The organism is Shewanella sp. (genome assembly GCF_048265805.1).
In the GTDB taxonomy this organism is placed as follows: Bacteria; Pseudomonadota; Gammaproteobacteria; order Enterobacterales; family Shewanellaceae; genus Shewanella.
Genome location: NZ_JBLXAT010000008.1, coordinates 85,854 through 107,801 on the forward strand (window position 1 = coordinate 85,854; position 21,948 = coordinate 107,801).

General features: G+C 50.4%; 20 protein-coding genes and 1 other annotated feature. Of the genes, 8 read left to right on the forward strand and 12 right to left on the reverse strand.

What is annotated here, in order from left to right; all coding sequences use genetic code 11:
• Positions 1–6: 6 nt before the first annotated feature.
• Positions 7–2,760, forward strand: a complete 2,754-nt coding sequence (locus ACN0TT_RS07780) for a DUF2339 domain-containing protein (protein ID WP_417761578.1) — start codon at positions 7–9, stop codon at positions 2,758–2,760.
• 170 nt (positions 2,761–2,930) lie between these two features.
• Here ACN0TT_RS07780 and trpA read toward each other — a convergent pair whose 3' ends face one another.
• From trpA to ACN0TT_RS07810, 6 genes are read right to left on the reverse strand one after another with little or no spacing between them, the layout of a single operon-like run.
• Positions 2,931–3,731 carry a tryptophan synthase subunit alpha gene (trpA, locus tag ACN0TT_RS07785; protein WP_417761579.1) on the reverse strand — a complete coding sequence of 267 codons (801 nt, stop codon included), beginning with the start codon at positions 3,729–3,731 and terminating at the stop codon, positions 2,931–2,933.
• The gene (gene trpB, locus ACN0TT_RS07790) at positions 3,728–4,927 is read right to left on the reverse strand and encodes a tryptophan synthase subunit beta (RefSeq protein ID WP_417761580.1); all 1,200 of its coding nucleotides are present in this window, start codon (positions 4,925–4,927) and stop codon (positions 3,728–3,730) included. Before trpB ends, trpA begins: the two co-directional genes overlap by 4 nt.
• A gap of 39 nt (positions 4,928–4,966) precedes the next feature.
• Positions 4,967–6,355 carry a bifunctional indole-3-glycerol-phosphate synthase TrpC/phosphoribosylanthranilate isomerase TrpF gene (gene trpCF / locus ACN0TT_RS07795; protein ID WP_417761581.1) on the reverse strand — a complete coding sequence of 463 codons (1,389 nt, stop codon included), beginning with the start codon at positions 6,353–6,355 and terminating at the stop codon, positions 4,967–4,969.
• A 6-nt stretch (positions 6,356–6,361) separates the two neighbouring features.
• A complete protein-coding gene (trpD, locus tag ACN0TT_RS07800; RefSeq protein ID WP_417761582.1) occupies positions 6,362–7,381 on the reverse strand; it encodes an anthranilate phosphoribosyltransferase in 1,020 nt (339 codons plus the stop codon).
• Positions 7,374–7,976: an aminodeoxychorismate/anthranilate synthase component II gene (locus tag ACN0TT_RS07805; protein ID WP_417761583.1), complete on the reverse strand. Its 603-nt coding sequence runs from the start codon at positions 7,974–7,976 to the stop codon at positions 7,374–7,376. Before ACN0TT_RS07805 ends, trpD begins: the two co-directional genes overlap by 8 nt.
• Positions 7,973–9,529, reverse strand: coding sequence for an anthranilate synthase component 1 (locus ACN0TT_RS07810; RefSeq protein ID WP_417761584.1), 1,557 nt, complete (start codon positions 9,527–9,529; stop codon positions 7,973–7,975). Before ACN0TT_RS07810 ends, ACN0TT_RS07805 begins: the two co-directional genes overlap by 4 nt.
• 59 nt (positions 9,530–9,588) lie before the next feature.
• Positions 9,589–9,691, reverse strand: a sequence feature (Trp leader region).
• 176 nt (positions 9,692–9,867) lie between these two features.
• Between ACN0TT_RS07810 and rnm the strand changes: the two genes are divergently transcribed.
• The 6 genes from rnm to ACN0TT_RS07840 all read left to right on the forward strand — a co-directional run bounded on the left by rnm (position 9,868) and on the right by ACN0TT_RS07840 (position 15,145).
• Entirely contained in the window at positions 9,868–10,728 is an 861-nt protein-coding gene (rnm, locus tag ACN0TT_RS07815; RefSeq protein WP_417761632.1) for an RNase RNM, read from the forward strand.
• Positions 10,725–11,345, forward strand: coding sequence for an L-threonylcarbamoyladenylate synthase (locus ACN0TT_RS07820; protein ID WP_417761585.1), 621 nt, complete (start codon positions 10,725–10,727; stop codon positions 11,343–11,345). Before rnm ends, ACN0TT_RS07820 begins: the two co-directional genes overlap by 4 nt.
• A 19-nt stretch (positions 11,346–11,364) precedes the next feature.
• Positions 11,365–12,165, forward strand: coding sequence for a segregation and condensation protein A (locus ACN0TT_RS07825; protein WP_417761586.1), 801 nt, complete (start codon positions 11,365–11,367; stop codon positions 12,163–12,165).
• Between the two features lie 11 nt (positions 12,166–12,176).
• Complete coding sequence (gene scpB / locus ACN0TT_RS07830) at positions 12,177–12,779, forward strand: SMC-Scp complex subunit ScpB (RefSeq protein WP_417761587.1); 603 nt, start codon at positions 12,177–12,179, stop codon at positions 12,777–12,779.
• A 210-nt stretch (positions 12,780–12,989) separates the two neighbouring features.
• The gene (rluB, locus tag ACN0TT_RS07835; protein WP_417761588.1) at positions 12,990–13,874 is read left to right on the forward strand and encodes a 23S rRNA pseudouridine(2605) synthase RluB; all 885 of its coding nucleotides are present in this window, start codon (positions 12,990–12,992) and stop codon (positions 13,872–13,874) included.
• Between the two features lie 347 nt (positions 13,875–14,221).
• Positions 14,222–15,145 carry an exo-alpha-sialidase gene (locus tag ACN0TT_RS07840; protein WP_417761589.1) on the forward strand — a complete coding sequence of 308 codons (924 nt, stop codon included), beginning with the start codon at positions 14,222–14,224 and terminating at the stop codon, positions 15,143–15,145.
• Positions 15,146–15,182: 37 nt separating this feature from the next.
• Here the strand turns inward: ACN0TT_RS07840 and ACN0TT_RS07845 are convergent, their stop codons facing one another.
• On the reverse strand, positions 15,183–16,094 hold the full coding sequence (locus tag ACN0TT_RS07845; RefSeq protein ID WP_417761590.1) for a M14 family metallocarboxypeptidase: 912 nt from the start codon (positions 16,092–16,094) through the stop codon (positions 15,183–15,185).
• Positions 16,095–16,122: 28 nt separating this feature from the next.
• Positions 16,123–16,860, reverse strand: a complete 738-nt coding sequence (locus tag ACN0TT_RS07850) for a YciK family oxidoreductase (RefSeq protein WP_417761591.1) — start codon at positions 16,858–16,860, stop codon at positions 16,123–16,125.
• A gap of 258 nt (positions 16,861–17,118) precedes the next feature.
• On the opposite strand from ACN0TT_RS07850, the gene ACN0TT_RS07855 reads away from it, so the two are divergent.
• A complete protein-coding gene (locus tag ACN0TT_RS07855) occupies positions 17,119–19,560 on the forward strand; it encodes a VolA/Pla-1 family phospholipase (protein WP_417761592.1) in 2,442 nt (813 codons plus the stop codon).
• Positions 19,561–19,635: 75 nt separating this feature from the next.
• Here ACN0TT_RS07855 and xthA read toward each other — a convergent pair whose 3' ends face one another.
• The 4 genes from xthA to ACN0TT_RS07875 are packed head-to-tail and all read right to left on the reverse strand — an operon-like array spanning position 19,636 to position 21,751.
• The gene (xthA, locus tag ACN0TT_RS07860; RefSeq protein WP_417761593.1) at positions 19,636–20,445 is read right to left on the reverse strand and encodes an exodeoxyribonuclease III; all 810 of its coding nucleotides are present in this window, start codon (positions 20,443–20,445) and stop codon (positions 19,636–19,638) included.
• On the reverse strand, positions 20,445–20,744 hold the full coding sequence (locus ACN0TT_RS07865) for a YciI family protein (protein WP_417761594.1): 300 nt from the start codon (positions 20,742–20,744) through the stop codon (positions 20,445–20,447). The genes xthA and ACN0TT_RS07865 overlap by 1 nt, the downstream gene beginning before the upstream one ends.
• Positions 20,744–21,289: a septation protein A gene (locus tag ACN0TT_RS07870; protein ID WP_417761595.1), complete on the reverse strand. Its 546-nt coding sequence runs from the start codon at positions 21,287–21,289 to the stop codon at positions 20,744–20,746. The genes ACN0TT_RS07865 and ACN0TT_RS07870 overlap by 1 nt, the downstream gene beginning before the upstream one ends.
• 24 nt (positions 21,290–21,313) lie before the next feature.
• A complete protein-coding gene (locus ACN0TT_RS07875) occupies positions 21,314–21,751 on the reverse strand; it encodes a hypothetical protein (RefSeq protein WP_417761596.1) in 438 nt (145 codons plus the stop codon).
• Positions 21,752–21,948 lie beyond the last annotated feature (197 nt).

Below are 21,948 nucleotides of genomic sequence, written 5' to 3' on the forward strand. Positions count from 1 at the left end.
AAGTCTATGGAAGAGCTGTTAATACTGCTAGTGTTAGGGCTAGCCGTGCTGGCAATCTTGGCCTATTCAGAGGCTAAACAACTGGCGAAAAGAGTCAATTTAATCGCCGCGCAGAATAAATACCTTTATCAGCGGCTAGAAGCGCTTAGTGGTTCGGCACAAGATGCCTCGTCCACCGTGCCGCAATCCCCTCAAGCAGCATCTGCGCCCGTAACGACCGCGGCCGATGTGGCTGTCGATCAAGCAGATACTCAAGCTTGGGGTAAACCATCCGCCTCCAATAAGCTTACAGCAACGGCTGAGCCCGTTGCCAGCGCTCAACCTGCGGCCATGACGGCAATGGCCAGTGCTGAACCGGTAAGAACGGCGCCTGTGCGACCATCAACACCGGCACCTCGGCCTCATAAGTCAGCTGCTGTGCGCACTACGCCGCAGTGGCAAACCTATCTGCTACAACATTTTAAAGACAACTGGTTGGTATGGTGTGGCGGTTTAGCGTTGGTATTTGGTCTTGGTTATTTGGTGCAGTTTATTGCCCACCGCGTTAATACCACGCCGACTACGCGCATCGGTATTGCTTTGGTCATCTCTGTCATCATTGTGGGTGTTGGCGAGTGGCTGCATCGTAAGTTCAATAACGGCCAAGCGGTTACAGGCAAGCTAGGTAAGGATTATATTCCTGCGGCCATTGTGGCGGCTGGTACGACGGGTGTGTACGCCTCGCTAGTGTTTGCGACGGTGAGCTATCAGTTACTCAGCACTTCGATGGCGATGCTATTTATTGCTGCCACCGCGCTACTGTCATTAGTTGCTGGCATACGTTACGGCAGTCTAATGGCGGTGCTCGGATTAGTCGGTGGTTACCTTGCGCCATTGTGGTTGTCATCAGGTTCTGGGGCGTATTTTACCTTGGCGTGTTACGTCAGCGCGGTGTCGGCCGTGGGTGTGTATGTGCTCAAGCGGTGCCAGTTACCTTGGCTGCTGTGGGGCGTATTTATTGGTCAAATGTTATGGATGGCGGCGATCACGGTACTGGTGTCCAATGTGCTGTGGTGGCTTCTCATCTTCTATCCGGTGAGTGCTTATCTGCTTAGCACTGTCCCCGTTCAAGGTTGGTTACTCCGAGGCTCGGCGATTGCTTGCCGCGGTTATCAAAGTTATTTTGCCCCCGCGTTGCTGAGCTTAATGTTGCTGCTGAGCAGTAATATGCAGTTATTGCCGAGTCATAATTTCTCAAGCGCGACCATGTTGCTGTTATTAGCGTTGCTGTTGTGGCAGCCGATGTTACAGCGTCAACGTCATGGTTATCACGCGCCGGCATTAGCCGCTTGGTTAACTGTGGTGCTAATGAGTTCACAGTTCTCGTTGCTGGGTTATGTTATTTCACTACCGCTACTCGTAGCGATTGTGGCCGTGTGGTGGCTTCTTACCATGGCGCAGGCGTATCTCGCTAATCATCAAGACAACAAGCTGAGTTATTGGTGGTTGGTTGCTGGGCCACAGCTATTGGTTGCCACCTTATTGATATATACCGATGACCAACTGCCGCAGCAGTTGTGGCTTAGCTCGTTGCTCAGTGCTGGTGTGGTCGGGTTACTGGCGTTGCTGGCGCTTAAGGTACCGCGTTTACGTGCCGACTTGTCTGCCGCCATTCATGTGCTGCTACTGGTCAACGCTGTGCTGTGGTTTGATGGGCCAACCTTTGGGCTACTATTGGCGCTGCAAGTGTTGCTGATTGTCTGGCAGACCGCCAAGCAGCTGCCGGTGATGCATGAATTGGTGCCTAAAGCATTTGTATCACTGTTATTACTGCGGCTCACTTTGTTCCCATTCATGCCTGAATGGCATGCTGTTGACTGGCCACAATGGTCAATAGCTTTGGTAACTTGCCTGCCGCCACTGCTGGTATTGGCGGTGGCAATGCGGCTAGCACAACAGGCCAAACTGGCACTGGCTGATTGGCTTGAAGGGGCGCTGATTCATATCGCTGCTATATTCCTGTTTATTGAAAGTCACTATCTGGTCACTGGTAGCTATCTGGTGTTTAGTGATATTGACTTGATCAGCAGCAGTTTCTGGCTAATCGAAGCGTTAGGCTTGTGTATCGTGTACGGCTATCGCCAGCAGCGCTGCCAGCATATTGCAATGCAGAAGTTCTATCTTGGTTATCGCCAGTTACTTCAATTTGCTGCTGCATGCTGTGTGGTGTTAATTAATATGCAGTTTATGCCGTTATGGAGCGATAGCGTCACAGGCGCAGCCTGGCCGGTCATTAATCCATTGGCACTAGGATGGCTGATCCCTGGTGCACTGCTGTTAGTTGCTACTCAACGGCAATGGTTGCCAAGTTTACCTTCGGTGGATGAGCAGCAACTGAAGCTGACGCGCTATGCCATTGGTGGTGCGTTGGTGGCGATTTGGTTGGTATTGTCGATTCGTCAATTCTGGCAGCCGGGTTCGTTAATGGTAGAAATGGGCACCACCATGGCTGAGTGGCTTACTTATTCAGTCACTCTTATTTTAGCTGGATGTGCGCTGACGTTTGGCGGCATTCGCTTGCAGCAGGTGCTGACGCAAAAACTCGGGCTGGCACTGCTCGGCGTTGCGGCGTTGAAGGTGTTCCTATCTGACATAGGTCATTTAGACGGCGTCTGGCGGGTGGTGAGCTTCCTTGGTTTAGGTTTGGCGCTTATAGGCATTGGCCGTTTGTTCCAAGTGTTAAAGCAGCGACAGCAAGCCTCCGTAGAATCGTCGGATTAGCGCAAACACTCACGGCAGCCACTCGGCTGCCGTGAGTGTTTCAATGCAAAGGTAAAGGCGGTTTATGAGCCGGATTGGTCATATTTACTGATCGCTGCATAGAGACCTTAGGGTAAAAAAACGCCACAACGTATTGCACGTGTGGCGCTCTGTTACGGCGTTTTGTTTGTCTAGCTAGCAGCTTTCATATCAGCAACGAACTTCGCCAATTGCTCCAGCATAGTGGTTTTATCATTGAGATTTGCTGCAATGATGTTCACCACCGCAGAGCCAGAAATGGCACCTGCGGCACCAGACTCAATGGCGGCTTTGACTTGCTCAGGGTTAGCGATACCAAAACCGAGTAGCGGCGGTGGCGCATCAAACTCTTTGAGGGTTTTTAGCACTTGATCCACCGGCATACCCGCTGCATTATCTGCACCTGTCACACCGGCACGAGATAGCAAGTAGGTGTAACCTTCACCCGCTTTAGCCACTTGCGCCAGCGTATCGTGATCCGCGTTTGGTGGTGCGATGAAAATTGGCGCAATGCCCGCAGCTTTAGCGGCGCTTACAAACGGTGCTGACATTTCTACCGGTACATCGGCGACGAGCACAGAGTCGACACCAGCGGCTTTGGCGCGTTGGTAAAAGTTATCGATGCCGTTGGCAAATACCAAGTTGGCATACAGTAACAAGCCGATAGGCGTGTCTGGATACTTAGCTCGAATGGTTTCGATAATCTCAAAGCATTTGCTTGGCGTGGTGCCAGCAGCCAGTGAACGCAGGTTAGCGCCTTGGATCACTGGGCCATCAGCCAAGGGATCTGAAAACGGAAAACCCAGTTCCAAACAATCGGCACCGTTGGCAATCAAGGTTTCAATAATCGCCAGAGACTGGTCTAAATCAGGGTCGCCAATGGTGACGAACGGCACAAATGCGCCCCGTTTTTGTTCAGCCAAACGGGCAAAACACTGCTGATAACGGCTCATTTGGCCTCCTGTTGACGCTTTTCCAAAATATCAGACACAGTAAAAATATCTTTGTCGCCACGACCGGAAAGGTTAACCACTAAGATGGTGTCTTCGGTGCACTCCGCGGCGTATTTCAAGGCATAGGCGAGGGCGTGTGAGGATTCCAACGCTGGAATAATCCCTTCACAGTGCGCCAATTTTTCAAAGGCAGCCAAGGCTTCATCATCAGTGGCTGACTCATATTGCGCGCGGCCGATACTGTGTAAGTAAGCGTGTTGTGGGCCAACGGATGGAAAATCCAATCCCGCTGAAATCGAGTAAGATTCTTCGATTTGACCATCGGCATCTTGCATAAGTGGCGCGCGCATGCCGAGGTAAATACCGAGTTTGCCATGACGTAACGGTGCACCATGGTGACCGGTTTCAATGCCTTTACCAGCAGGTTCAACGCCGATGAGCTTAACGCTTTCCTCTTTGATGAAATCAGCAAACATGCCGATGGCATTCGAGCCACCGCCGACACAGGCGATAACTGCATCTGGCAGACGGCCTTCTTTTTCCAGCACTTGCTGTTTGGCTTCTTCGCCAATCATCTTTTGGAATTCCCGTACGATGGTCGGAAATGGGTGCGGCCCTGCGGCGGTGCCCAGCAGATAGTGCGCGCGCTCATAGCTGCCTGACCAATCGCGCATCGCTTCGTTACAGGCATCTTTGAGTGTGGATGAACCCGAGGTTACCGGAATAACTTCAGCGCCCATCAAGCGCATACGAAATACGTTCGGGCTTTGACGCTCAACGTCTTTAGCGCCCATGTAGATGCGGCATTTCAAGCCAAGTAGGGCGCACACCAATGCGGTCGCCACACCGTGCTGACCAGCACCCGTTTCAGCGATGATCTCTTTTTTGCCCATGCGTTGTGCGAGTAGCGCCTGACCAATCACTTGGTTAGTTTTATGGGCACCGCCGTGCAGCAAGTCTTCCCGCTTGAGGTAGATTTTCACCTTAGGATTAGGCGACAGATTGCGCGTTAACGTCAGCGGTGTAGGGCGACCCGCATAGTTGCTGAGCAGATCGCTAAACTCTTTGATGAATTCTGGATCTTGGCGCGCGTCGATAAATGCGGCTTCCAGTTGCTTTAATGCGGGCATCAGGATTTGTGGCGCGTAGGCGCCGCCAAATTCGCCGAAAAACGGATCAAGTTGCATTTCACTCATGGTTACTTCCTTTGTGGCCGTTATAGTCGGCCTAATTTTTTACGCTCTGACAGCGGTCAGCGCGGCGATAATCTGGTGTGTGTCTTTTACGCCGGGGGCAGTTTCAACGCCGGAATTAAAATCTAAGCCGTAAAAGCCAGCATCAGCGGCCTCTTTGGCATTACTGGCTGATAAACCACCCGCCAACATGGCATCTGCTTTGTGCTGCAATGTGTGCGACCAATCAAAGCGCTCACCCGTGCCACCAAAACCTGCGTCGTTCTTGCTGTCGTACAACAGGCGGTCAGCGTTCGCGGGAATGTTGACAGCAACACCTTCAGTTGTGACGGGAATGGCTTTCCACACTTCTGTATTCAAACAGCGGGCTTTGGTGAGAGCTTGCTTGATGGCGGTAATATCATGTTCTGTCTCATTACCATGCAGTTGCACGGCGGCCAGATCTAAACTGGCGGCGAGCTCGGTAATCACCTCGGCGCGCTCATTGACAAACACACCGACCAATCGCAGTTTGCGCTGGCGTTCACTGTTTGTGCTAGCCAGCGCTTTTGCCTGCTCTACGCTAACTTTACGGGGGGACTTTTCAGCGAAAATCAGGCCACCATAAATCGCGCCAGCATCAGCGGCGGCAGCAACGTCTGCTGCGCGGGTTAAACCGCACACTTTGTTGTGGCCAAATAGCAGCTTGCGACAGGCCAAGTCGAGATCATCTTCGCTCATCAATGAGCTACCCACCAAAAAGCCGTTGACCAGCGGGCTTAAGCGTCGCACGTCTTGATGGCTGTAAATGCCTGATTCACTGATCACCAGCATGCCAGCAGGCAGCTGTGGCGCTAAGCGTTCGGTTGTTTCGATATGGGTGCTTAAATCCCGCAAGTTACGGTTGTTGATGCCAACAATCGGCGCTTTAAGTGTGATGGCGCGGGCGAGTTCTTCTTCATTGGAAACCTCTGTCAGCGTATCTAACTGATACTTTGCCGCTTCGGCAGCAAGCAGCTGATATTGTTCATCATCCAGCACTGACAGCATCAACAGAATCGCATCGGCACCTTGATGAGCGGCCAATTTGATTTGATACGGTGAAACAAAGAAGTCTTTACACAGAATCGGTTGGTCTATCTTAGTGCGCACCATCGGAATAAAGGCCATATCGCCTTGGAAAAACTCTTCATCGGTCAGCACCGATACTGCGCTGGCATAATGGCGGTAAACGTCAGCAATCGCAATCGGGTCAAAGTCATCGCGGATGAGGCCCTTGGAGGGACTGGCCTTTTTGCATTCCAAAATAAAGCCCGCTTTGTCGCCACTCAGCGCTTGGTACAAGCTGCGAGTCGATATTTTTGGATGCAGACTTTCTTCAGGAAAACGGGCTTTTAAACTTTCAATGTGAGCCGCTTTGGTATCGACGATTTTGGTTAATACGTTACTCATTGACGCTTATCCTTGGTTTGACGCTTGCGCCAACTCTTCTACTAATGCTAATGCTTTGCCGGAGGCCATCACTTGCTTGGCTAGCGCCACGCCTGCTGGAATGGTTTCGCTGATACCCGCAACATACAGCGCGCTCCCCGCATTGACTGCTACCGCGTTGATTTGTGCCGTGGTGGCGGTGCCCGCCAAAATCTGTTTGGTGATCGCCGCGTTATCTTCCGGCGTGCCGCCGACCAGTTGGTCAAGCTCTGCGCGTTCAACGCCAAAATCTTCGGGTTGCAGGCGGTATTCACGAATTTCGCCATCTTTGAGTTCCGCCAGTAGCGATTCGCCATGTACGGCAATCTCGTCAAGCCCGCTGCCATGGGCAACAATTGCCCGTTTAACACCTAGCGCCTTGAGTACACCTGCAAGCGGCGTTACCAGTGCCGGGCTGTAGACCCCGAGTAATAGGTAATCAGGCCGTGATGGATTAATCAATGGCCCCAGCACATTAAAGATGGTGCGCGTTTTCAATGCTTGACGTACCGGTACTGCGTAGCGCACACCACCGTGGTAATGCGGTGCAAACAGAAAACTGATGTCGAGCTTATCTAAACATTGGGCAGCAGTCTCTGGGCTCATGGTCAGGTTGATGCCAAGGGCTGATAGTAAATCTGACGCACCTGATTTACTGGATACACCACGATTACCGTGTTTAGCAACTTTTGCGCCCGCAGCGGCGGCAACAAAACATGAGGTAGTAGAGATATTGATGGTGTTGTAGCCATCGCCACCTGTACCCACGATATCAATCACGCCCGCCCCTGAGGCTGGAAATGCCTTGGCGGCGGCCAACAAAGCATCGGCGGCGCCAGTGATCTCTGCAATCGTTTCGCCTTTGATTTTCAGTGCGGTAAGCAGGGCGCTGATGGTGATCTCATTTAACTCGCCCGCGACCAAAGGTTGAAACAGGCTTTGCGCTTGTTCGCGGCTTAATGATTCGCCACGATACAGCTGTTCAAGTAACGTTTGTACATCAGACATGCACTTGGTCTCCTTGCTGTAGCGTTAAATATTGCAGCGTTTGCACCAGTAATTTGCTGCCCATGGTGGTCAATATTGATTCTGGGTGGAATTGAAAACCTACCGCGCGATCGCCGCGGTGTTCAATGGCCATCGCCATGCCTTCAAAGTTGGCAATGACATTTAGGCAAGCGGGAACGGTAGTCGCCACCAATGAGTGATAACGTGCCACGGGCAGCGGTGATGGCAAGCCCGCAAATACGCCTTTGCCGTTATGTTCTACCGCGCTGGATTTACCATGCACAATCTGTGGTGCGCGGCCAACGTTACCACCGAAATGTTCGACCAAGGCTTGATGTCCCAAGCAGATGCCGAGGATCGGCAACTTGCCAGCTACTTTTGCGATAAGCTCCATCATCGAGCCAGCATCTTTGGGCTCACCGGGGCCGGGGGACAATACGAGGGCGGTTTTACTCGGTTCATTGAGCATCAGCTCCGCTAAGTAATCCGCATTAATATTGTGGCGGTAAACAACTACTTCAAAGCCGAGACTGCGGAATTGATCCACTAAGTTGTAGGTAAAGGAATCAAAGTTATCGAGTAGATAGATTTTCATAGTCCGCCCCCCATTTTGATGGCGCTGATGACTGCTTGCGCTTTTTGACGCGTCTCTTCCGCTTCTAACATCGGCTCTGAATCGTAAACTACCCCTGCCCCTGCTTGAATGTAAGCTTTGCCTTCACGTACGAACGCTGAGCGGATAACAATGCAGGTGTCCATGTCGCCTAAGCCGTTAATATAACCCACGGCACCGCCGTAACTGCCGCGACGTGTTTGCTCTACTTCACGGATCAATTGGGCCGCACGCACTTTGGGCGCGCCAACAAGTGTGCCCATGTTCATACAGGCTTGATAGGCGTGCAGCGTATCTAGGTCGTGGCGCAGTTGGCCGGTAACGCGGCTGACCAAGTGCATCACATGGGAGTAACGGTCAACTTTCAGTAATTCGGCCACTTTGCGGGTGCCGCTTTCACAAATACGAGCGATATCATTACGGGCTAAGTCGACCAACATAATGTGTTCAGACAGCTCTTTCTTGTCGAGGCGTAGCTCAAGTTCGATACGGCCGTCCAAGTCTTCATCAATGTTGCCATCCACATCTTTGCCACGTTTGCGGGTACCCGCGATAGGGTACATTTCCACTTGGTTGGTAGACGCTTCATATTTGATGGCGCTTTCTGGCGATGCGCCAAACAAGGTGAAATCTTCAGCGCGCAGATAAAACATATACGGGCTAGGATTGGTCATGCGCAGTGCACGGTAGGCACCCATGGGGTTCGGGCAGGGCATTTTGAAGCAACGTGATGGCACAACTTGGAAAATATCGCCAGCACGAATGTGCTCTTTAAGTGTTTCCACTTGGGCGGCATATTCTTCGCTGCTGACGCTGGCTTGTGGCTCTTCTCGCACGCCGACCAAACAGGCAATACTCGGCAAGCTTTGCGCAAGTTTGATGATCTCTTGGCGGCGCACATTTAGCGTTTCAGCCACTTCCGCATTTTGGTTAAATTGGTGCGTGACTACTTCGGCAGTGTGTTGTTGATGATCCACAATCACTAACGTTTCAGCTAGATAGAACAGGTAGTCGGGGCAAGTATTTTCTGCTTGCTCTACTTTCGGCAATGGCTCAACCGCCGCGATAAGGTCATAGCCTAATACACCACCGAGATAGAGACCTTCGAAGCATTGCTCTCCTTGCATCTTGATGCCGCGTTGCAACAAACGTAAGCCTTCTAACGGCGATAATGCTTTTAGGCGAGCATCTTCATCTAACATGCCACTTGGATGTTTAAAGGTAACGATGACTTCGCGTTGTTGACGAATCACTTTAGCGTGTGGCTGGAAGAAATCCGCGATGTTGCCGAGAAGCGAAACGCCATTTTTGGTGAGTGCGCTGAAGGTCACTGTTTGACCAAGGCACGAAATAGTTAATGCTGCATGGCTGAGGATGATGCTTTTCAGACTATCTTTGCTGTCGATTTCAGCCGATTCTAACAGCATGGTATTAGGACGGTTTTCGGTAAGCAGATGATACAGCCGTAGTGGATCATCATGGTACGTCATCGCTTGTCGTTGATATTGGACTTGCGCAATCTGAGAGATGTTCATTTCACAATCCTGTTGATGCTAGTTGCTTCGCCTGCTTACTGAGAACTTCTGCCGCAGAAACGAAGAAGCCCGCATTAAGCGGGCTTCTTGTTGAATTTTGCTGATTTACATATACAGCGCTTCACACCACCCGCGTTAAGGGAAGTGCCACCACCAAACAGTGTGTAATGAAGCGAAGTTAACAGCGTACATAAATCAAAATTATCCTTTCAGTTAGTGGCTATTAGAAGACCTCACTCTGGTTCGAATGTCAACGGCAAATGTATAAATATTGAAAATTAATTGTGTGGTACATGTCAGCATCGCTTTTTACCGGTGAATGCCAGTACAATGTCGTTATGATCACAGAACTTACATCAATAGATCTGCACTGTCATACGACAGCATCAGACGGCCATCTTACCCCCGCTGAAATTGTGGCTCGTGCCATGGCGCAGGGCGTGGACGTATTGGCCATTACTGATCACGATACAGTTGCAGGATTGCCTGAAGCCCACGCTTTCAACCAACAACAAGCAGCGCCACTGACCTTAGTGAACGGCGTGGAGATCTCCACACGTTGGCACGCCTATGACATCCATATTGTGGGGTTAGGGTTTGACCGCGAACAGCCTGAGTTGCTGGCATTTATGGAAAACCAACGCGAGTTGCGCGACGCCAGAGCAAAAGAGATCGGTACGCGGCTCGAGAAAGCGGGTATCGCTGGTGCCTATGAAGGCGCTAAGGCGCTAGCGGGAGATGCCGCCATCAGCCGCGCGCACTATGCTCGTTTCTTAGTGGAGCAGGGCATTGTTGACGATATCGGTAAAGTGTTTAAACGGTACTTGGCGCGCGGAAAAACCGGCTATGTACCTAATAATTGGGAAGATATGGCAACGGCCATCAGTCTCATTCATAATGCTGGCGGCATTGCCGTGCTGGCACATCCCAGCGGTTATCAACTGAGTGGCAAATGGTTAAAACGGCTAGTCAACGACTTTGCTGAAGCCGGTGGTACCGCCATTGAAGTTGTGCTGGGGCAGCAGTCTCCGGATGATTTAGTCCAACTTGGCGCGCTCGCAAATCAGCGCGGTTTATACGCCTCTGTAGGCAGTGATTTTCATTTTCCCGGCCGTTGGCTGGAGTTAGGACGTAATTTAACACGTCCGAAAGGGTTGCAGTGGGTGTGGCAGTCCCCGCAATGGAAGGTAAATTTATGAGTCAGTTTTTTTATGTACATGAGGTCAATCCTCAACCCCGCTTAATCAATCAGGCGGTGAGTATTTTGCGCAATGGCGGGGTGATCGTGTATCCCACTGATTCGGGTTATGCACTCGGATGTATGATTGGCGATAAGAACGCGATGACCCGTATCGGTCGTATTCGTCAGCTAGGCGATAACCACGAATACACCTTGATGTGTCGTGATCTGTCAGAGCTGTCGACCTATGCTCGCGTAGATAACCAAGCGTTTCGTGTGTTAAAAAATAATACGCCAGGGCCATACACTTTTATTTTCAAAGCGACGAAAGACGTACCGCGTCGACTACAGAACGAGAAAAAACGCACCATCGGTATCCGTGTTCCCAACAATGTGATTGCGTTGGCTCTGCTCGAAGCGTTGGAAGAACCGTTGATGTCGACCAGTTTGATTCTACCGGGTAACGATTTTACTGAATCTGATCCCGAGCAGATCCGTGATGAGCTGGAACACCAAGTTGACGCGATTTTGAGTGGCGGTTATCTGGGCGAAAAGCCAACAACAGTGATTGATATGTCTGACGATAGCATGACCATTTTGCGCGAAGGCTCCGGCGACGTGACGCCATTTCTGTAAGATAGATGAGCGCGCCTAGATGACGTTATCGAGTGAGGGAATCCAGCAAAGTTTGCCACTGGCGATGGTGCGCGGTGAAGCGTTTACCGAATTGCCAGCGGATCTGTTCATTCCTCCCGAAGCCTTGGCGGTGTTTCTCGAGGCGTTTGAAGGCCCGCTCGATCTGCTGTTGTACCTGATCCGTAAGCAAAAGCTTGATGTGGTAGATCTACCGTTGCAGCAGATTACCGCGCAGTATCTCGAATATATTGAGATGCTGCAGGGCGCGCGGGTTGAGTTAGCGGCAGATTATCTGGTGATGGCGGCAACATTGGCGGAAATCAAATCGCGCTTATTATTGCCAAGACCCGAGTTAGAAATGGAAGAAGAGGAAGATCCACGGGCGGTGTTAATCCGTCAGTTGAAAGCCTACGAAACCATTAAAGACGCCGCGGTCAATTTAGATGAGTTACCCCGCTTACAACGCGATGTATTTGCGGCCTCGGCTGTACCTGCGCCAGATATTCGCCCTAAACAGATCCCACCGTCAGTCAGCTTGCGTGACATCGCGTTCGCCTTTGGCGAAGTGCTCAAACGGATTGAAGCCAGCGGCGATCATCAAGTGCGGCAGGAGCAGTTATCCACCCGTGAGCGCATGAGCCAAATCCTGATGAAACTGTCGAGTGAGCACTACACGCCATTTACGGAGTTGTTTGAACTTAGTGAGGGGCGCGCTGGGGTGGTGGTAAGCTTTTTGGCGTTGATGGAATTAGTGAAAGAGTTGTTGGTAGAACTCGTGCAAACTGAACCTTTCGCGCCGATTTATCTAAAAGCATTTTAGGATGTGACATTGTGGCACAAATTAACAATCTACAATTAAAACAGTTGGTTGAGGCCGCTATTTTTGTGCAGGGCAAAGCCGTAACGCTTAAAGCATTACGCGAAACTGTACTGGCGGATTATGCCGTGTCACGTGAACGCCTAAAAGCTGTGGTGGATGAACTTATCATCGATTATCAAGAACGCGGCGTACAGTTAGTTAAAGTGGCTGGCGGTTACCGCTTCCAAACCCGAGATAGTTTGAGTATTGCCTTGCAGAGTTTGTGGCAAGAGCAGGCACCTCGTTACAGCCGTGCAACGTTAGAAACCTTGGCAGTCATTGCTTATCGACAACCCGTGACCCGTGGTGAGATTGAAGCGGTACGCGGTGTGGCGGTCAGTAGTCAGATCATTAAAAACTTGGCCGACCGTGGTTGGATTAAAGCCGTTGGCCACAAAGAGGTGCCAGGTCGCCCGGCACTTTATGCTACAACCGCCGAATTTTTAGCGTATTTTGGCTTAGATACACTGCGGGATTTACCGCCATTGACCGATGCTGAATCGTTAGATGCGGTATTCTCTGGCATGAAAAACGTACCAGAAGAGCCTGACGCACCAGAAACCCCGTTACAATAGCGCACCATCGCGCCTTTCCCTCGCATATTATGCCTTTGCCATGCACTTTTTAGCGTGGCATTGAGCGAATTTCTATCAGCCAACGCATTCCTCATGTATAATCGTCGGCTGCCTTACTGCTGTTTGGCCGCTGTATGCATCAGCCCCTTGCCAATCATCAACCGATGGAAGCAGTAACCGATAAACATTTATCAAATAAGTGAATTTTACATGAGTGAAAAATTGCAGAAAGTCTTGGCCCGAGCAGGCCATGGCTCCCGTCGTGAGATGGAGGCATGGATTGCTGCAGGCCGGGTGAGTGTCGAAGGTGAGATCGCCACGTTAGGTGACCGTATCGAAGCCGACGCCAAAGTGCGTATCGATGGCCGCCTGGTATCGCTCAAGTCAGCCGATGAAGTTATCTGTCGTGTGCTGGCTTATCACAAACCCGAAGGGGAGATCTGCTCCCGTAAAGACCCTGAAGGCCGTCCTACGGTTTTTGACCGTTTGCCACGTACCAAAGACAGCCGCTGGGTTGCCGTTGGTCGTTTGGACATTAACACCTCGGGCCTGCTGTTGTTTACCTCAGACGGTGAACTGGCTAACCGCTTAATGCATCCATCAAGCGAAGTTGAGCGTGAATACGCGGTGCGTACTTTTGGTGAAGTAACTGATGCGACCGTACAACAACTGCGTACTGGTGTGACGTTGGAAGACGGCCCAGCACAATTTGATGCTATCAAATCCGCGGGCGGTGAAGGGATCAACCAATGGTGGCATGTAGTGCTACGCGAAGGGCGTAACCGTGAAGTACGTCGTTTGTGGGAAGCAGTGAGTGTACAAGTGAGCCGCTTGATCCGTGTGCGTTATGGCATGATTGAGCTGCCAAAAACCTTGCCGCGTGGTGGTTGGATGGAGTTGACGCTCGATCAAGTAAACTACTTGCGACAAGTGGCTGGTCTGCAAGCTGAAGAGCGTTCTTTGCTGGGGATGGATAAACACAGCGTGGCGCGTGCTAAAGTGCGTAGCGCCAAAGTTCGCCGTGCCGTGCGTAAGCATAAGACTTCAGGTACAGCGAGTAACGGCCGTAAGGCACCAACCCGCACTCGCAGCTAACCGCTAGGGGCTGTTTATCTTTAGTGTTTAATTTTTGTTCAAATTAAACGCGTTATGAACGAGGCGAGACCTGCGACGCTTAGTCAACTAAGCAAGCTGGGCGCAACAAAGTTCAGAGTGCGTTTAAATGAACCCTTCGGGCAGCGACAGCGCGCAATTTATTCAGCGTTAGGCGCTGTTTGTGGAGAATAACTACACGGCACATCACCTGCCTTGCCTAAATCACGCGCTGCCTGCTGCAAAAACAATCAGCAAAGATAAACAGCCCCTAGGATTTGCTATCAATAAAAGGCCGCATTTGCGGCCTTTTATGTTATATACATGAGAAACATGGGGGAGTGTGCATCATGGAATTAGTTAGCTGCCAGCGCATTTGGGACCGCGGTAATCACAACGCGTTTACCGATCTCAAGCAATTTAACGGCTGTTTATACACGGTATTTCGTGAAGGTGCCGAGCATGTCTCCCCCGATGGTGCTCTGCGGCTACTGCGTTCAGTTGATCTCGGTGAACATTGGCACAGTGTGGCCTGTTTTCGCTCAGACAGCGCAGATCTTAGGGATGGCAAACTGCTAGTGGTCGATAATCGATTATGGCTGTTTGGCGCCGCAGCAATGCATGACAAAACCCCGCTGCAAACCCTGATGTGGTGTTCTGATGATGGAGATAACTGGTCACCCCCGATGAATGTTGGTGAGCGTGGATACTGGTTGTGGGGATTAAGTGTCGCCGATGACGCGGTATATGGTGTCGGCTATCGCGCGGGGGCTGACGGCGATGTCAGGTTGTACAAAAGTGAGTTGCCTCAGCCGCAGGCTCCGTTATCTTTTCAGCCATTAGTTGCACCGTTGCAGGCTGATGGTTACGTCAATGAATCTTCGCTGCTATTTGAACAGCAACAAGCCTTGTGTTTACTGCGTCGTGACCCAGTATGGGATAAGCAGCAAACAGCGTTGCTGGGACATGCTAGCTATCCCTTCCACCAGTGGCATTGGTTTGAACTTGATAAACGCATTGGCGGCCCCGCGATGGTTAGAGTAGGGCAGCGCTTATTGGCTATCGTACGACTCTATGAGCAGCGGGTGCGAACAGCGTTGGTCGAAATTGATATCTCATCGCAAACCATTGATGAAATACTGACCTTGCCATCAGGCGGTGACACCAGCTACGCCGGCATTGTGCTGCAAGGTCAGCAGTTATTGGTCAGCTACTACTCAAGCCATGAAGGCAAAACTGCCATCTATTTTGCCCGTATTGATGTTAGCGAATAACGACCGGAACCCTGTATTGCGTGTTCCGACCGTCGTTTTAGCTATGGTGCTTTAGAAAATCTAACGCGCCTTTCACCGCCGCAACTTGCGCTTGGTTACAGATGTCGTCTGTGGCCTTTGGGCTATCGGGATAGACCTCGGTGGTACAGCTGTAGGCCGCGCCAGTAATGCTGGCACATAAGCCCAACGCTTTCAGTGCATACTCAATGACGCCAGGTTGCACCACTGGTGAGCCAATGATGTTGCCATCTTTGTCAGCTGGCGCAATGTGAGTCACTTTTGCCACCGCATCGATAATCGCTTTATGGAATGCGGGTTGTGGGCTAGCGCTATCATCCACGTTATAAAAACCATCAGGGATTGCACCAGGCGCAATGTACTTACCATCACGCGCTGCTAATGCGGGGCGAAACTCGGTTTCGTCAGTATCGGTCGTTTCGTGAAGATCAATATGTGCCAGAAACTGTACCTGCTGATCTGCAACTAACCGCATCAATGCTGCTGATTCTTCCGCAGGCGAATTGGCCACGAAATTGCGGTTAGGATCGAGCGCTAGCGGGTTCCAGCGGTTGATCACTTCATAGCCCCACGGGCTAACACACGGGGCAATCAGCAGGTTGAAGTCACCGAAGTAATCGGCGGCATATTCTTTGGCAAATAATAGCGCGCCTTGTACACCGCTAGTTTCATAGCCGTGAACGCCGCCCGTCACCAAAATAGCGGGTTTACTATCGTCCCACTGAGGCGCTTTCAACGCCAATAACGGGTAGCGGTCGGTGTCATAACTCAGCGCACCGTACTGCACAATCTCAAACTGTGGCGCCAACGCCTGAATTTTTTGTACCACTTCGGCTTGATAACTGCGTTTGATGGTCTGGCTAGCACGCCACTGTTGTTTCTCTGCATCGCCCCACGGTGTACCGGGCGTGCCGATTGGATAATGTTGCATAACGTTTCCTGTTCCAAAGTGATGCTGATTATTGCGCGTTAAATGCTTTGCCGTTGTCGTTAAGGCTGTCATCACTCATTAAATAAAGATACACCGGCATAATGTCTGCGGGAGTTTTGAGTGTCATTGGATCTTCTGCGGGGTAGGCACTAGCCCGCATGCTGGTGCGAGTACCGCCGGGATTGATACTGTTGCTACGAATGCTACTGCCATCAAGTTCATCTGCAAGGGTTTGCATCATACCTTCGGTCGCAAATTTGGAGATAGCATAAGCGCCCCAGTAGGCGCGCCCCTTACGACCGACACTGCTAGAGGTGAAAATAATGGATGCGCTAGGCGCTGCTCGTAACAGCGGCATAACGGCTTGAGTCAGCGCAGCCTGTGCGGTGACATTGACCTTTAACACGGTTTCTAACGAGTTAATAACCATCTGCTCCAACAAGCCGAGACTGCCAAGCACGCTGGCATTGTGCAGCAAACCGTCAAAATGGCCAAACTCTTGCTCAAGCAGTTGTGCCAGTTCGGCATATTGCGCGGCGGTCGCTGTTTGCAAATCTAAGGTCACAATAGCGGGTGTTGCACCGCCATTCGCGACGATTTCATCGTAGACCTGCACCAGTTTTTGCTCAGTGCGGCCAAGTAAAATGACTGTGGCACCATAAGCTGCATAACTGAGCGCTGCTTGCTTACCAATGCCATCACCAGCCCCTGTGATTAAAATAATTTTATTAAAGAGAAATGCCTGAGATGGCTGATATTCGAACATGCTCTTTTGGTCCTTTTACACGAAAAACCTTTTATATCGGCTATTTTACTAATATATTGCGTAGGTTTTAAACACTCGTATAAATAGCAATATTTTTACTAAGATTCATTTGCTATTGTGATGTAGATAAATTCCGATTCATGCATTAACTTTGAACATGAATATTTAGCGTTCCGCTAAAGCGAATGCCTGCATATTGGGGTATCTAGGCAGTAATTTCGATGGAACACACTATTACAACAAGACTAAGGGTAAAACATGAAAAAGTTCTATTTGAGCGCGCTGGCAGTGTCGGTGCTCGCCATAACTGGCTGTGGTGGCGATAGCAATAACGACAGCGGTGATGATGCTCAACAAGTGTCATATTCTCATCTGGTGTTCAATCCTACCGCATCTGAAGTTCCGGTGCCAAATGACCTCCTGTTAAATGGCAGCTTCGATGGCACATTAGCGATGCCGAACGAAGCCAGTGGTGATTACACTGATCCGACTATTGCTATTGGTGCATTAGATGGCTGGTCAACAACCCAACCTATCTCAATCGATGTTGAGCTAGCCAGTGATAATGGCGTGGCGCGTACGCTGTTGGCATCATCTGTTGTGCAGCCCGGTGCAGTGCGTGTATTTGAAGCAACCAATGGCGGACCATTATCGAGCGTTGCTGAATGCCAAGACCTGCCAACCGCCAGTGCTTGTTCTGTAGGCGCTGAACTGACTTTTGGCGTTGACTTTGTTACCGCTGTCTCTGGCAACAGCATTGCCATTGTGCCGTTAAAGCCACTCAAGCCTGACACATCTTATATCTACGCTACCACTAATTTGATCACCGACAGTGCTGGTGAGCCAGTTATGGCATCAGAGAGCTATAGTGTTTATCGCCAAGACGTGAACACTGCGCCAATTGATACCGCATCAGCTCTGTGGTTACAGCGCGTTATTAATAGTTATGAAAATGGTATGGCGAGTGCTCACGGTGTGGATGTTACCAGCGTGACCTATAGCGGCATGTTTACCACTCAGTCCATCGCTGATGTCTATGAAGCGGTGAAGTTAGCCATGCTGTCTAATGAGGCTTATGCGCCACAGTGGGCACAAGCACCAACACCAACAGGCATGACGGTTGCTCAAGCTGCAGGCTTAACTGCGGAGAGTGGCACGGCTTACGTGCTGGCAGATTTAGCTGACTTGTATGTAGGCGCCTTGCGTTTGCCTATCTACGGTGGTTGTTCATCTACTGCATGCGCCGGTATCAATACCCGTTGGATGGCAGCAGGTGATAGCCCGGTAGCCGTATTGCAAGCATTGCAAACGGGCCAGCTGAGTGTGGCAAACTACACTCAGCAAGCGCAAAACTATGGCATTGACCCAAGTGCAGCGCTTGCCAATCCTTCGCTGTTAGCGGGTCATCAGTGGCAGATGAACAGCGGGGCACCAGTGGATGCAACGCGTCATTTGACCCGTTATAACCCGCTGCCAGCAGTGCAAAACTATGAGATTGTGCCAGTGATGATGAGTGTGCCAAATGCGACTAAGTTGGCTGCATTTAATAACGCACAAAATTTACCATTTACTGCGCCAACCAATGGCTGGCCAACCACGATTGCCATGCATGGCCTTGGCGGTGGTAAAGAGATGGCATTGGCTTATGCCGGTGCATATGCTGCAGCAGGTCAGGCGGTGATTGCCATCGATATGCCATTACACGGTGCCCGCTCATTTGATGCTAACAATGACGGTGTGTATGAAGTGTCAGCGACAGATCCGTCATTTGGTAGCGTGGTTGGTACGCCTGATGCGTTTGCAACAGGTTCGCCGTTGGTGTTTGTGAACATCGCCAGCACGCTCACTGTGCGTGATAACTTCCATCAAGCCACGGTTGATGAATTGGGTCTGCGCCAAGCGTTGAATCAGCTAGCGACAACTGCGCCTAATTTGGTTGATGCAACTCGCGTGACCGCGCAAGGTATGAGTTTGGGCGGTATCGTTGGTACTGACTTTGCCACCTATGCCAGCACTGGTGTGGTTGATCCAACAACTGGCAACACCATGGCCAATCCGTTTGAATTGAAAGGTGCTTCTTTAGTGGTTCCTGCCGGGGGACTGGCTGGTGCGTTTGCGGGTTCGGCAGCGTTCAGTCCAGTATTGTTTGCCAATCTGACGCAGTCAGAAACCTTTATGCAACTGGTTGCGGCTGCTAACACAGCAGGTTATGCGGAAGGCAGTGCGGAATACAACGCGTTAGTACAAGCGGTTTATGAGCAGTTTATTCCTACCTTTGCGTTTGCGGTACAAACTGCCATTGAAGCGGGTGACCCAATTAACCAAGCGGCACAACTGGCTGCCTCAGGTTTACCGGTGCACTTAATTGAAGTGGTTGGTGACGGTGCTGGCAACTTGAGTGACCAAACACTGCCAAACCGAGTGGCAGGTTTCCCGCTGTCCGGTACTGAGCCATTGATCAGCGCATTGGGGTTAACTTGTGTGGATGGCACTGCAGCGGGTAGTGGCGTAGTTCGTTTCACCAAAGGACAACATAGTTCGATTGTGAGCCCTGCAGAAGTTCCTGGTTTGACAGATGGTATGGCAGCGCAAGCTACGGCTGAAATGCAATCTCAAGTAGCAAGATTTGCAGCTAGCGCCTCTGCCGGCACGCCGATGATTATGGTCAGCGATAGCAGTGTGGTACAGAGCTGTAACTAAGCGTCTTTAAGCATACAAAAAGCCCGATTGCGAATAACATCGGGCTTTTTCTTTAGTGCGTTGTTCGCGTCGGTATTAGTCGCTAAAACAGCTCCAAATTGGCGCATGGTCAGACGGCTTATCGATGGCACGTAACGTGTAATCCACATCCGATTCTGTCAGCCGCGCGGCCAATGAATGTGTTGCCAAAATGACATCAATACGCAGGCCACGGTTATCGTCAAACCCTTTGCTGCGATAATCAAACCAAGAATAACGTTCAGTACGTTGCGGATGCAACTGACGGAACGTATCAACTAAGCCCCAATTCAGCAGCGTGGCCAGCCACTCGCGTTCTTCAGGTTGGAAGCTGCATTTCCCTGTTTTAAGCCAACGTTTTGCGTTTACGTCACCAATACCGATATCTAAATCGATCGGGGAGATATTGATGTCACCAATGATGGCAATATCATCATCGGCGGAAAAATCCCTGGCCAGATACTGCATCAAATCTGCATAAAATTTGCGCTTGGCTGGATACTTCACTTCATGGGCAATATTGTCACCTTGAGGGAAGTAGCCATTAATCACCGTGAGTAATCTACCATTCGGCTGCTGAAACTTGCCGACAATCAAGCGACGTTGGGCATCTTCTGCATCGGTAGGAAATCCCTTATGGATTGCTACCGCAGGCAGTTTAGATAGCATCGCGACACCGTAGTGCGCTTTGCCACCGTGGTAATGCACTTGATACCCCATGGCTTCGACTTCTGCAACTGGGAACATCTCGTCGTGCACTTTGGTTTCTTGCAAGCCGATAATGTCTGGTGAGTGGCTATCAATCAGCGCTTGCAGTTGGTGCAGACGCGCGCGAATACCGTTGATGTTGAAAGAAACAATTTTCATTAAGGCAGCACATACAGGAAAGGTTTAACAACAACGCTGGCGTAAACACCTGCGGCAACGTATGGATCGGCATCTGCCCACGCTTGGGCTGCTTCCAGCGAGTCAAACTCGGCGACAACTAAAGAGCCAGTGAAGCCAGCATCGCCGGGCGTTTGACTATCAATCGCCGGATGTGGACCAGCAATCTTCAGTCGACCTTCGTCCGATAGCGCTTGCAAACGAGCAAGGTGGGCAGGGCGGGCAGCCATGCGTTGTTCTAATGAGTTCTCAACATCCTGCGATGAAATCATATACCACATTATTTGAATTCCTTACGTTGTTCTTCTGAAAGGTGCTTAAACAGATAAGCGACGGAAAGTACGGTATTAATCAAAGTAGCCCCCGTTAAACCAAACACTTTGAAATCAACCCATAGCTCTTGGCTCATATTGAAGGCAATGTAGAGGTTGGCGGCGCTACAAAGGATAAAAAAGCCGACCCAATACCAAGTAATACGTGCCCAAATTTCGTCTTTAACTTTGAATTCTGTGCCGAGCATGCGTTTTAACAGCGGTTGTTTCATCCACAGGCTAATCGCTAACGCCGCAGCAAACAGCAAGTTGATGATACTCACTTTCCACTTAATAAAGGCGTCGTTATGGAATACCACGGTCAATGTGCCAAATACTGCCACCATGGCGAAGGTAAACAGCAGCATTTTTTCTATCTTGCGGTAGATGATATAGGTGAGGATTAACTGCAATGTGGTGGCCGCCACCAGTACGCCGCTAGCGATGTAGATATCGTAAAACTTATACACGGTAAAAAAGATAACGAGCGGTAGAAAATCGAGAAATTGCTTCATGAATAACCTATATAAAAAGCGTACTTAGTACGAACCTTTATTGATTTTGCCTGTATCCGGCAAAATCTCGGTAATAATCCAACCTCGGCGGGTCTTCTTAAGTCTGAGTGAACGATCATCAATCCAATCTTGGCCACCTTTTTTGCCAGTCATCTTGATCACCACGGTGGTTTCTTCGGAAAACTTGCGGAAAAAGTCGATGTCGATATCTTCAACCGTCAGGGTAACGTCCGTCATGGATAAACCAATCATGTAACGCTGTACTGACGCAGCGATATGATAACTTTTCATCACTTTTTGGATTTGTGGTGTGACATAAGGCAGCGCTTGTTCAACATCGCGATCAACGTAAATTGCGGTCAAAAAATTTCTGGCAACGTCTTCGGGTGACATCGGCGCATCTTGCACATCACCACAGCCCCACAAGCTGAGTGATAACACTAGGAGTATTAGGTATCTCATAACACTGTCGTAAAAGAGTGATGCCCTAGAGTATCTTGGTTTTAAGGGCACTACGCAAGTTTAACGCGACCTAAGCAAGGGGCGAATAGTGCCGTTGTGCGCTGTGTCGACTTAGCATTGGGAGCGTAATACGCTGCTTTCGGTGAGTCGCGAAATTGGTACCGTAGCTGAACAGAGTAACGTTGAACCATAGGCAG

Bases quoted from the DNA above. Each gene is read 5' to 3' on its own strand.
- ACN0TT_RS07865 (WP_417761594.1), bottom strand. From the start codon at position 20,744: ATGTGGTATATGATTTCATCGCAGGATGTTGAGAACTCATTAGAACAA.
- ACN0TT_RS07825 (WP_417761586.1), top strand. From the start codon at position 11,365: ATGACGTTATCGAGTGAGGGAATCCAGCAAAGTTTGCCACTGGCGATG.
- rluB (WP_417761588.1), top strand. From the start codon at position 12,990: ATGAGTGAAAAATTGCAGAAAGTCTTGGCCCGAGCAGGCCATGGCTCC.
- trpCF (WP_417761581.1), bottom strand. From the start codon at position 6,355: ATGAGTAACGTATTAACCAAAATCGTCGATACCAAAGCGGCTCACATT.
- trpA (WP_417761579.1), bottom strand. From the start codon at position 3,731: ATGAGCCGTTATCAGCAGTGTTTTGCCCGTTTGGCTGAACAAAAACGG.
- trpB (WP_417761580.1), bottom strand. From the start codon at position 4,927: ATGAGTGAAATGCAACTTGATCCGTTTTTCGGCGAATTTGGCGGCGCC.
- ACN0TT_RS07845 (WP_417761590.1), bottom strand. From the start codon at position 16,094: ATGCAACATTATCCAATCGGCACGCCCGGTACACCGTGGGGCGATGCA.
- ACN0TT_RS07810 (WP_417761584.1), bottom strand. From the start codon at position 9,529: ATGAACATCTCTCAGATTGCGCAAGTCCAATATCAACGACAAGCGATG.
- rnm (WP_417761632.1), top strand. From the start codon at position 9,868: ATGATCACAGAACTTACATCAATAGATCTGCACTGTCATACGACAGCA.
- ACN0TT_RS07805 (WP_417761583.1), bottom strand. From the start codon at position 7,976: ATGAAAATCTATCTACTCGATAACTTTGATTCCTTTACCTACAACTTA.
- ACN0TT_RS07850 (WP_417761591.1), bottom strand. From the start codon at position 16,860: ATGTTCGAATATCAGCCATCTCAGGCATTTCTCTTTAATAAAATTATT.
- ACN0TT_RS07855 (WP_417761592.1), top strand. From the start codon at position 17,119: ATGAAAAAGTTCTATTTGAGCGCGCTGGCAGTGTCGGTGCTCGCCATA.
- ACN0TT_RS07820 (WP_417761585.1), top strand. From the start codon at position 10,725: ATGAGTCAGTTTTTTTATGTACATGAGGTCAATCCTCAACCCCGCTTA.
- trpD (WP_417761582.1), bottom strand. From the start codon at position 7,381: ATGTCTGATGTACAAACGTTACTTGAACAGCTGTATCGTGGCGAATCA.
- ACN0TT_RS07840 (WP_417761589.1), top strand. From the start codon at position 14,222: ATGGAATTAGTTAGCTGCCAGCGCATTTGGGACCGCGGTAATCACAAC.
- ACN0TT_RS07875 (WP_417761596.1), bottom strand. From the start codon at position 21,751: ATGAGATACCTAATACTCCTAGTGTTATCACTCAGCTTGTGGGGCTGT.
- xthA (WP_417761593.1), bottom strand. From the start codon at position 20,445: ATGAAAATTGTTTCTTTCAACATCAACGGTATTCGCGCGCGTCTGCAC.
- ACN0TT_RS07870 (WP_417761595.1), bottom strand. From the start codon at position 21,289: ATGAAGCAATTTCTCGATTTTCTACCGCTCGTTATCTTTTTTACCGTG.
- ACN0TT_RS07780 (WP_417761578.1), top strand. From the start codon at position 7: ATGGAAGAGCTGTTAATACTGCTAGTGTTAGGGCTAGCCGTGCTGGCA.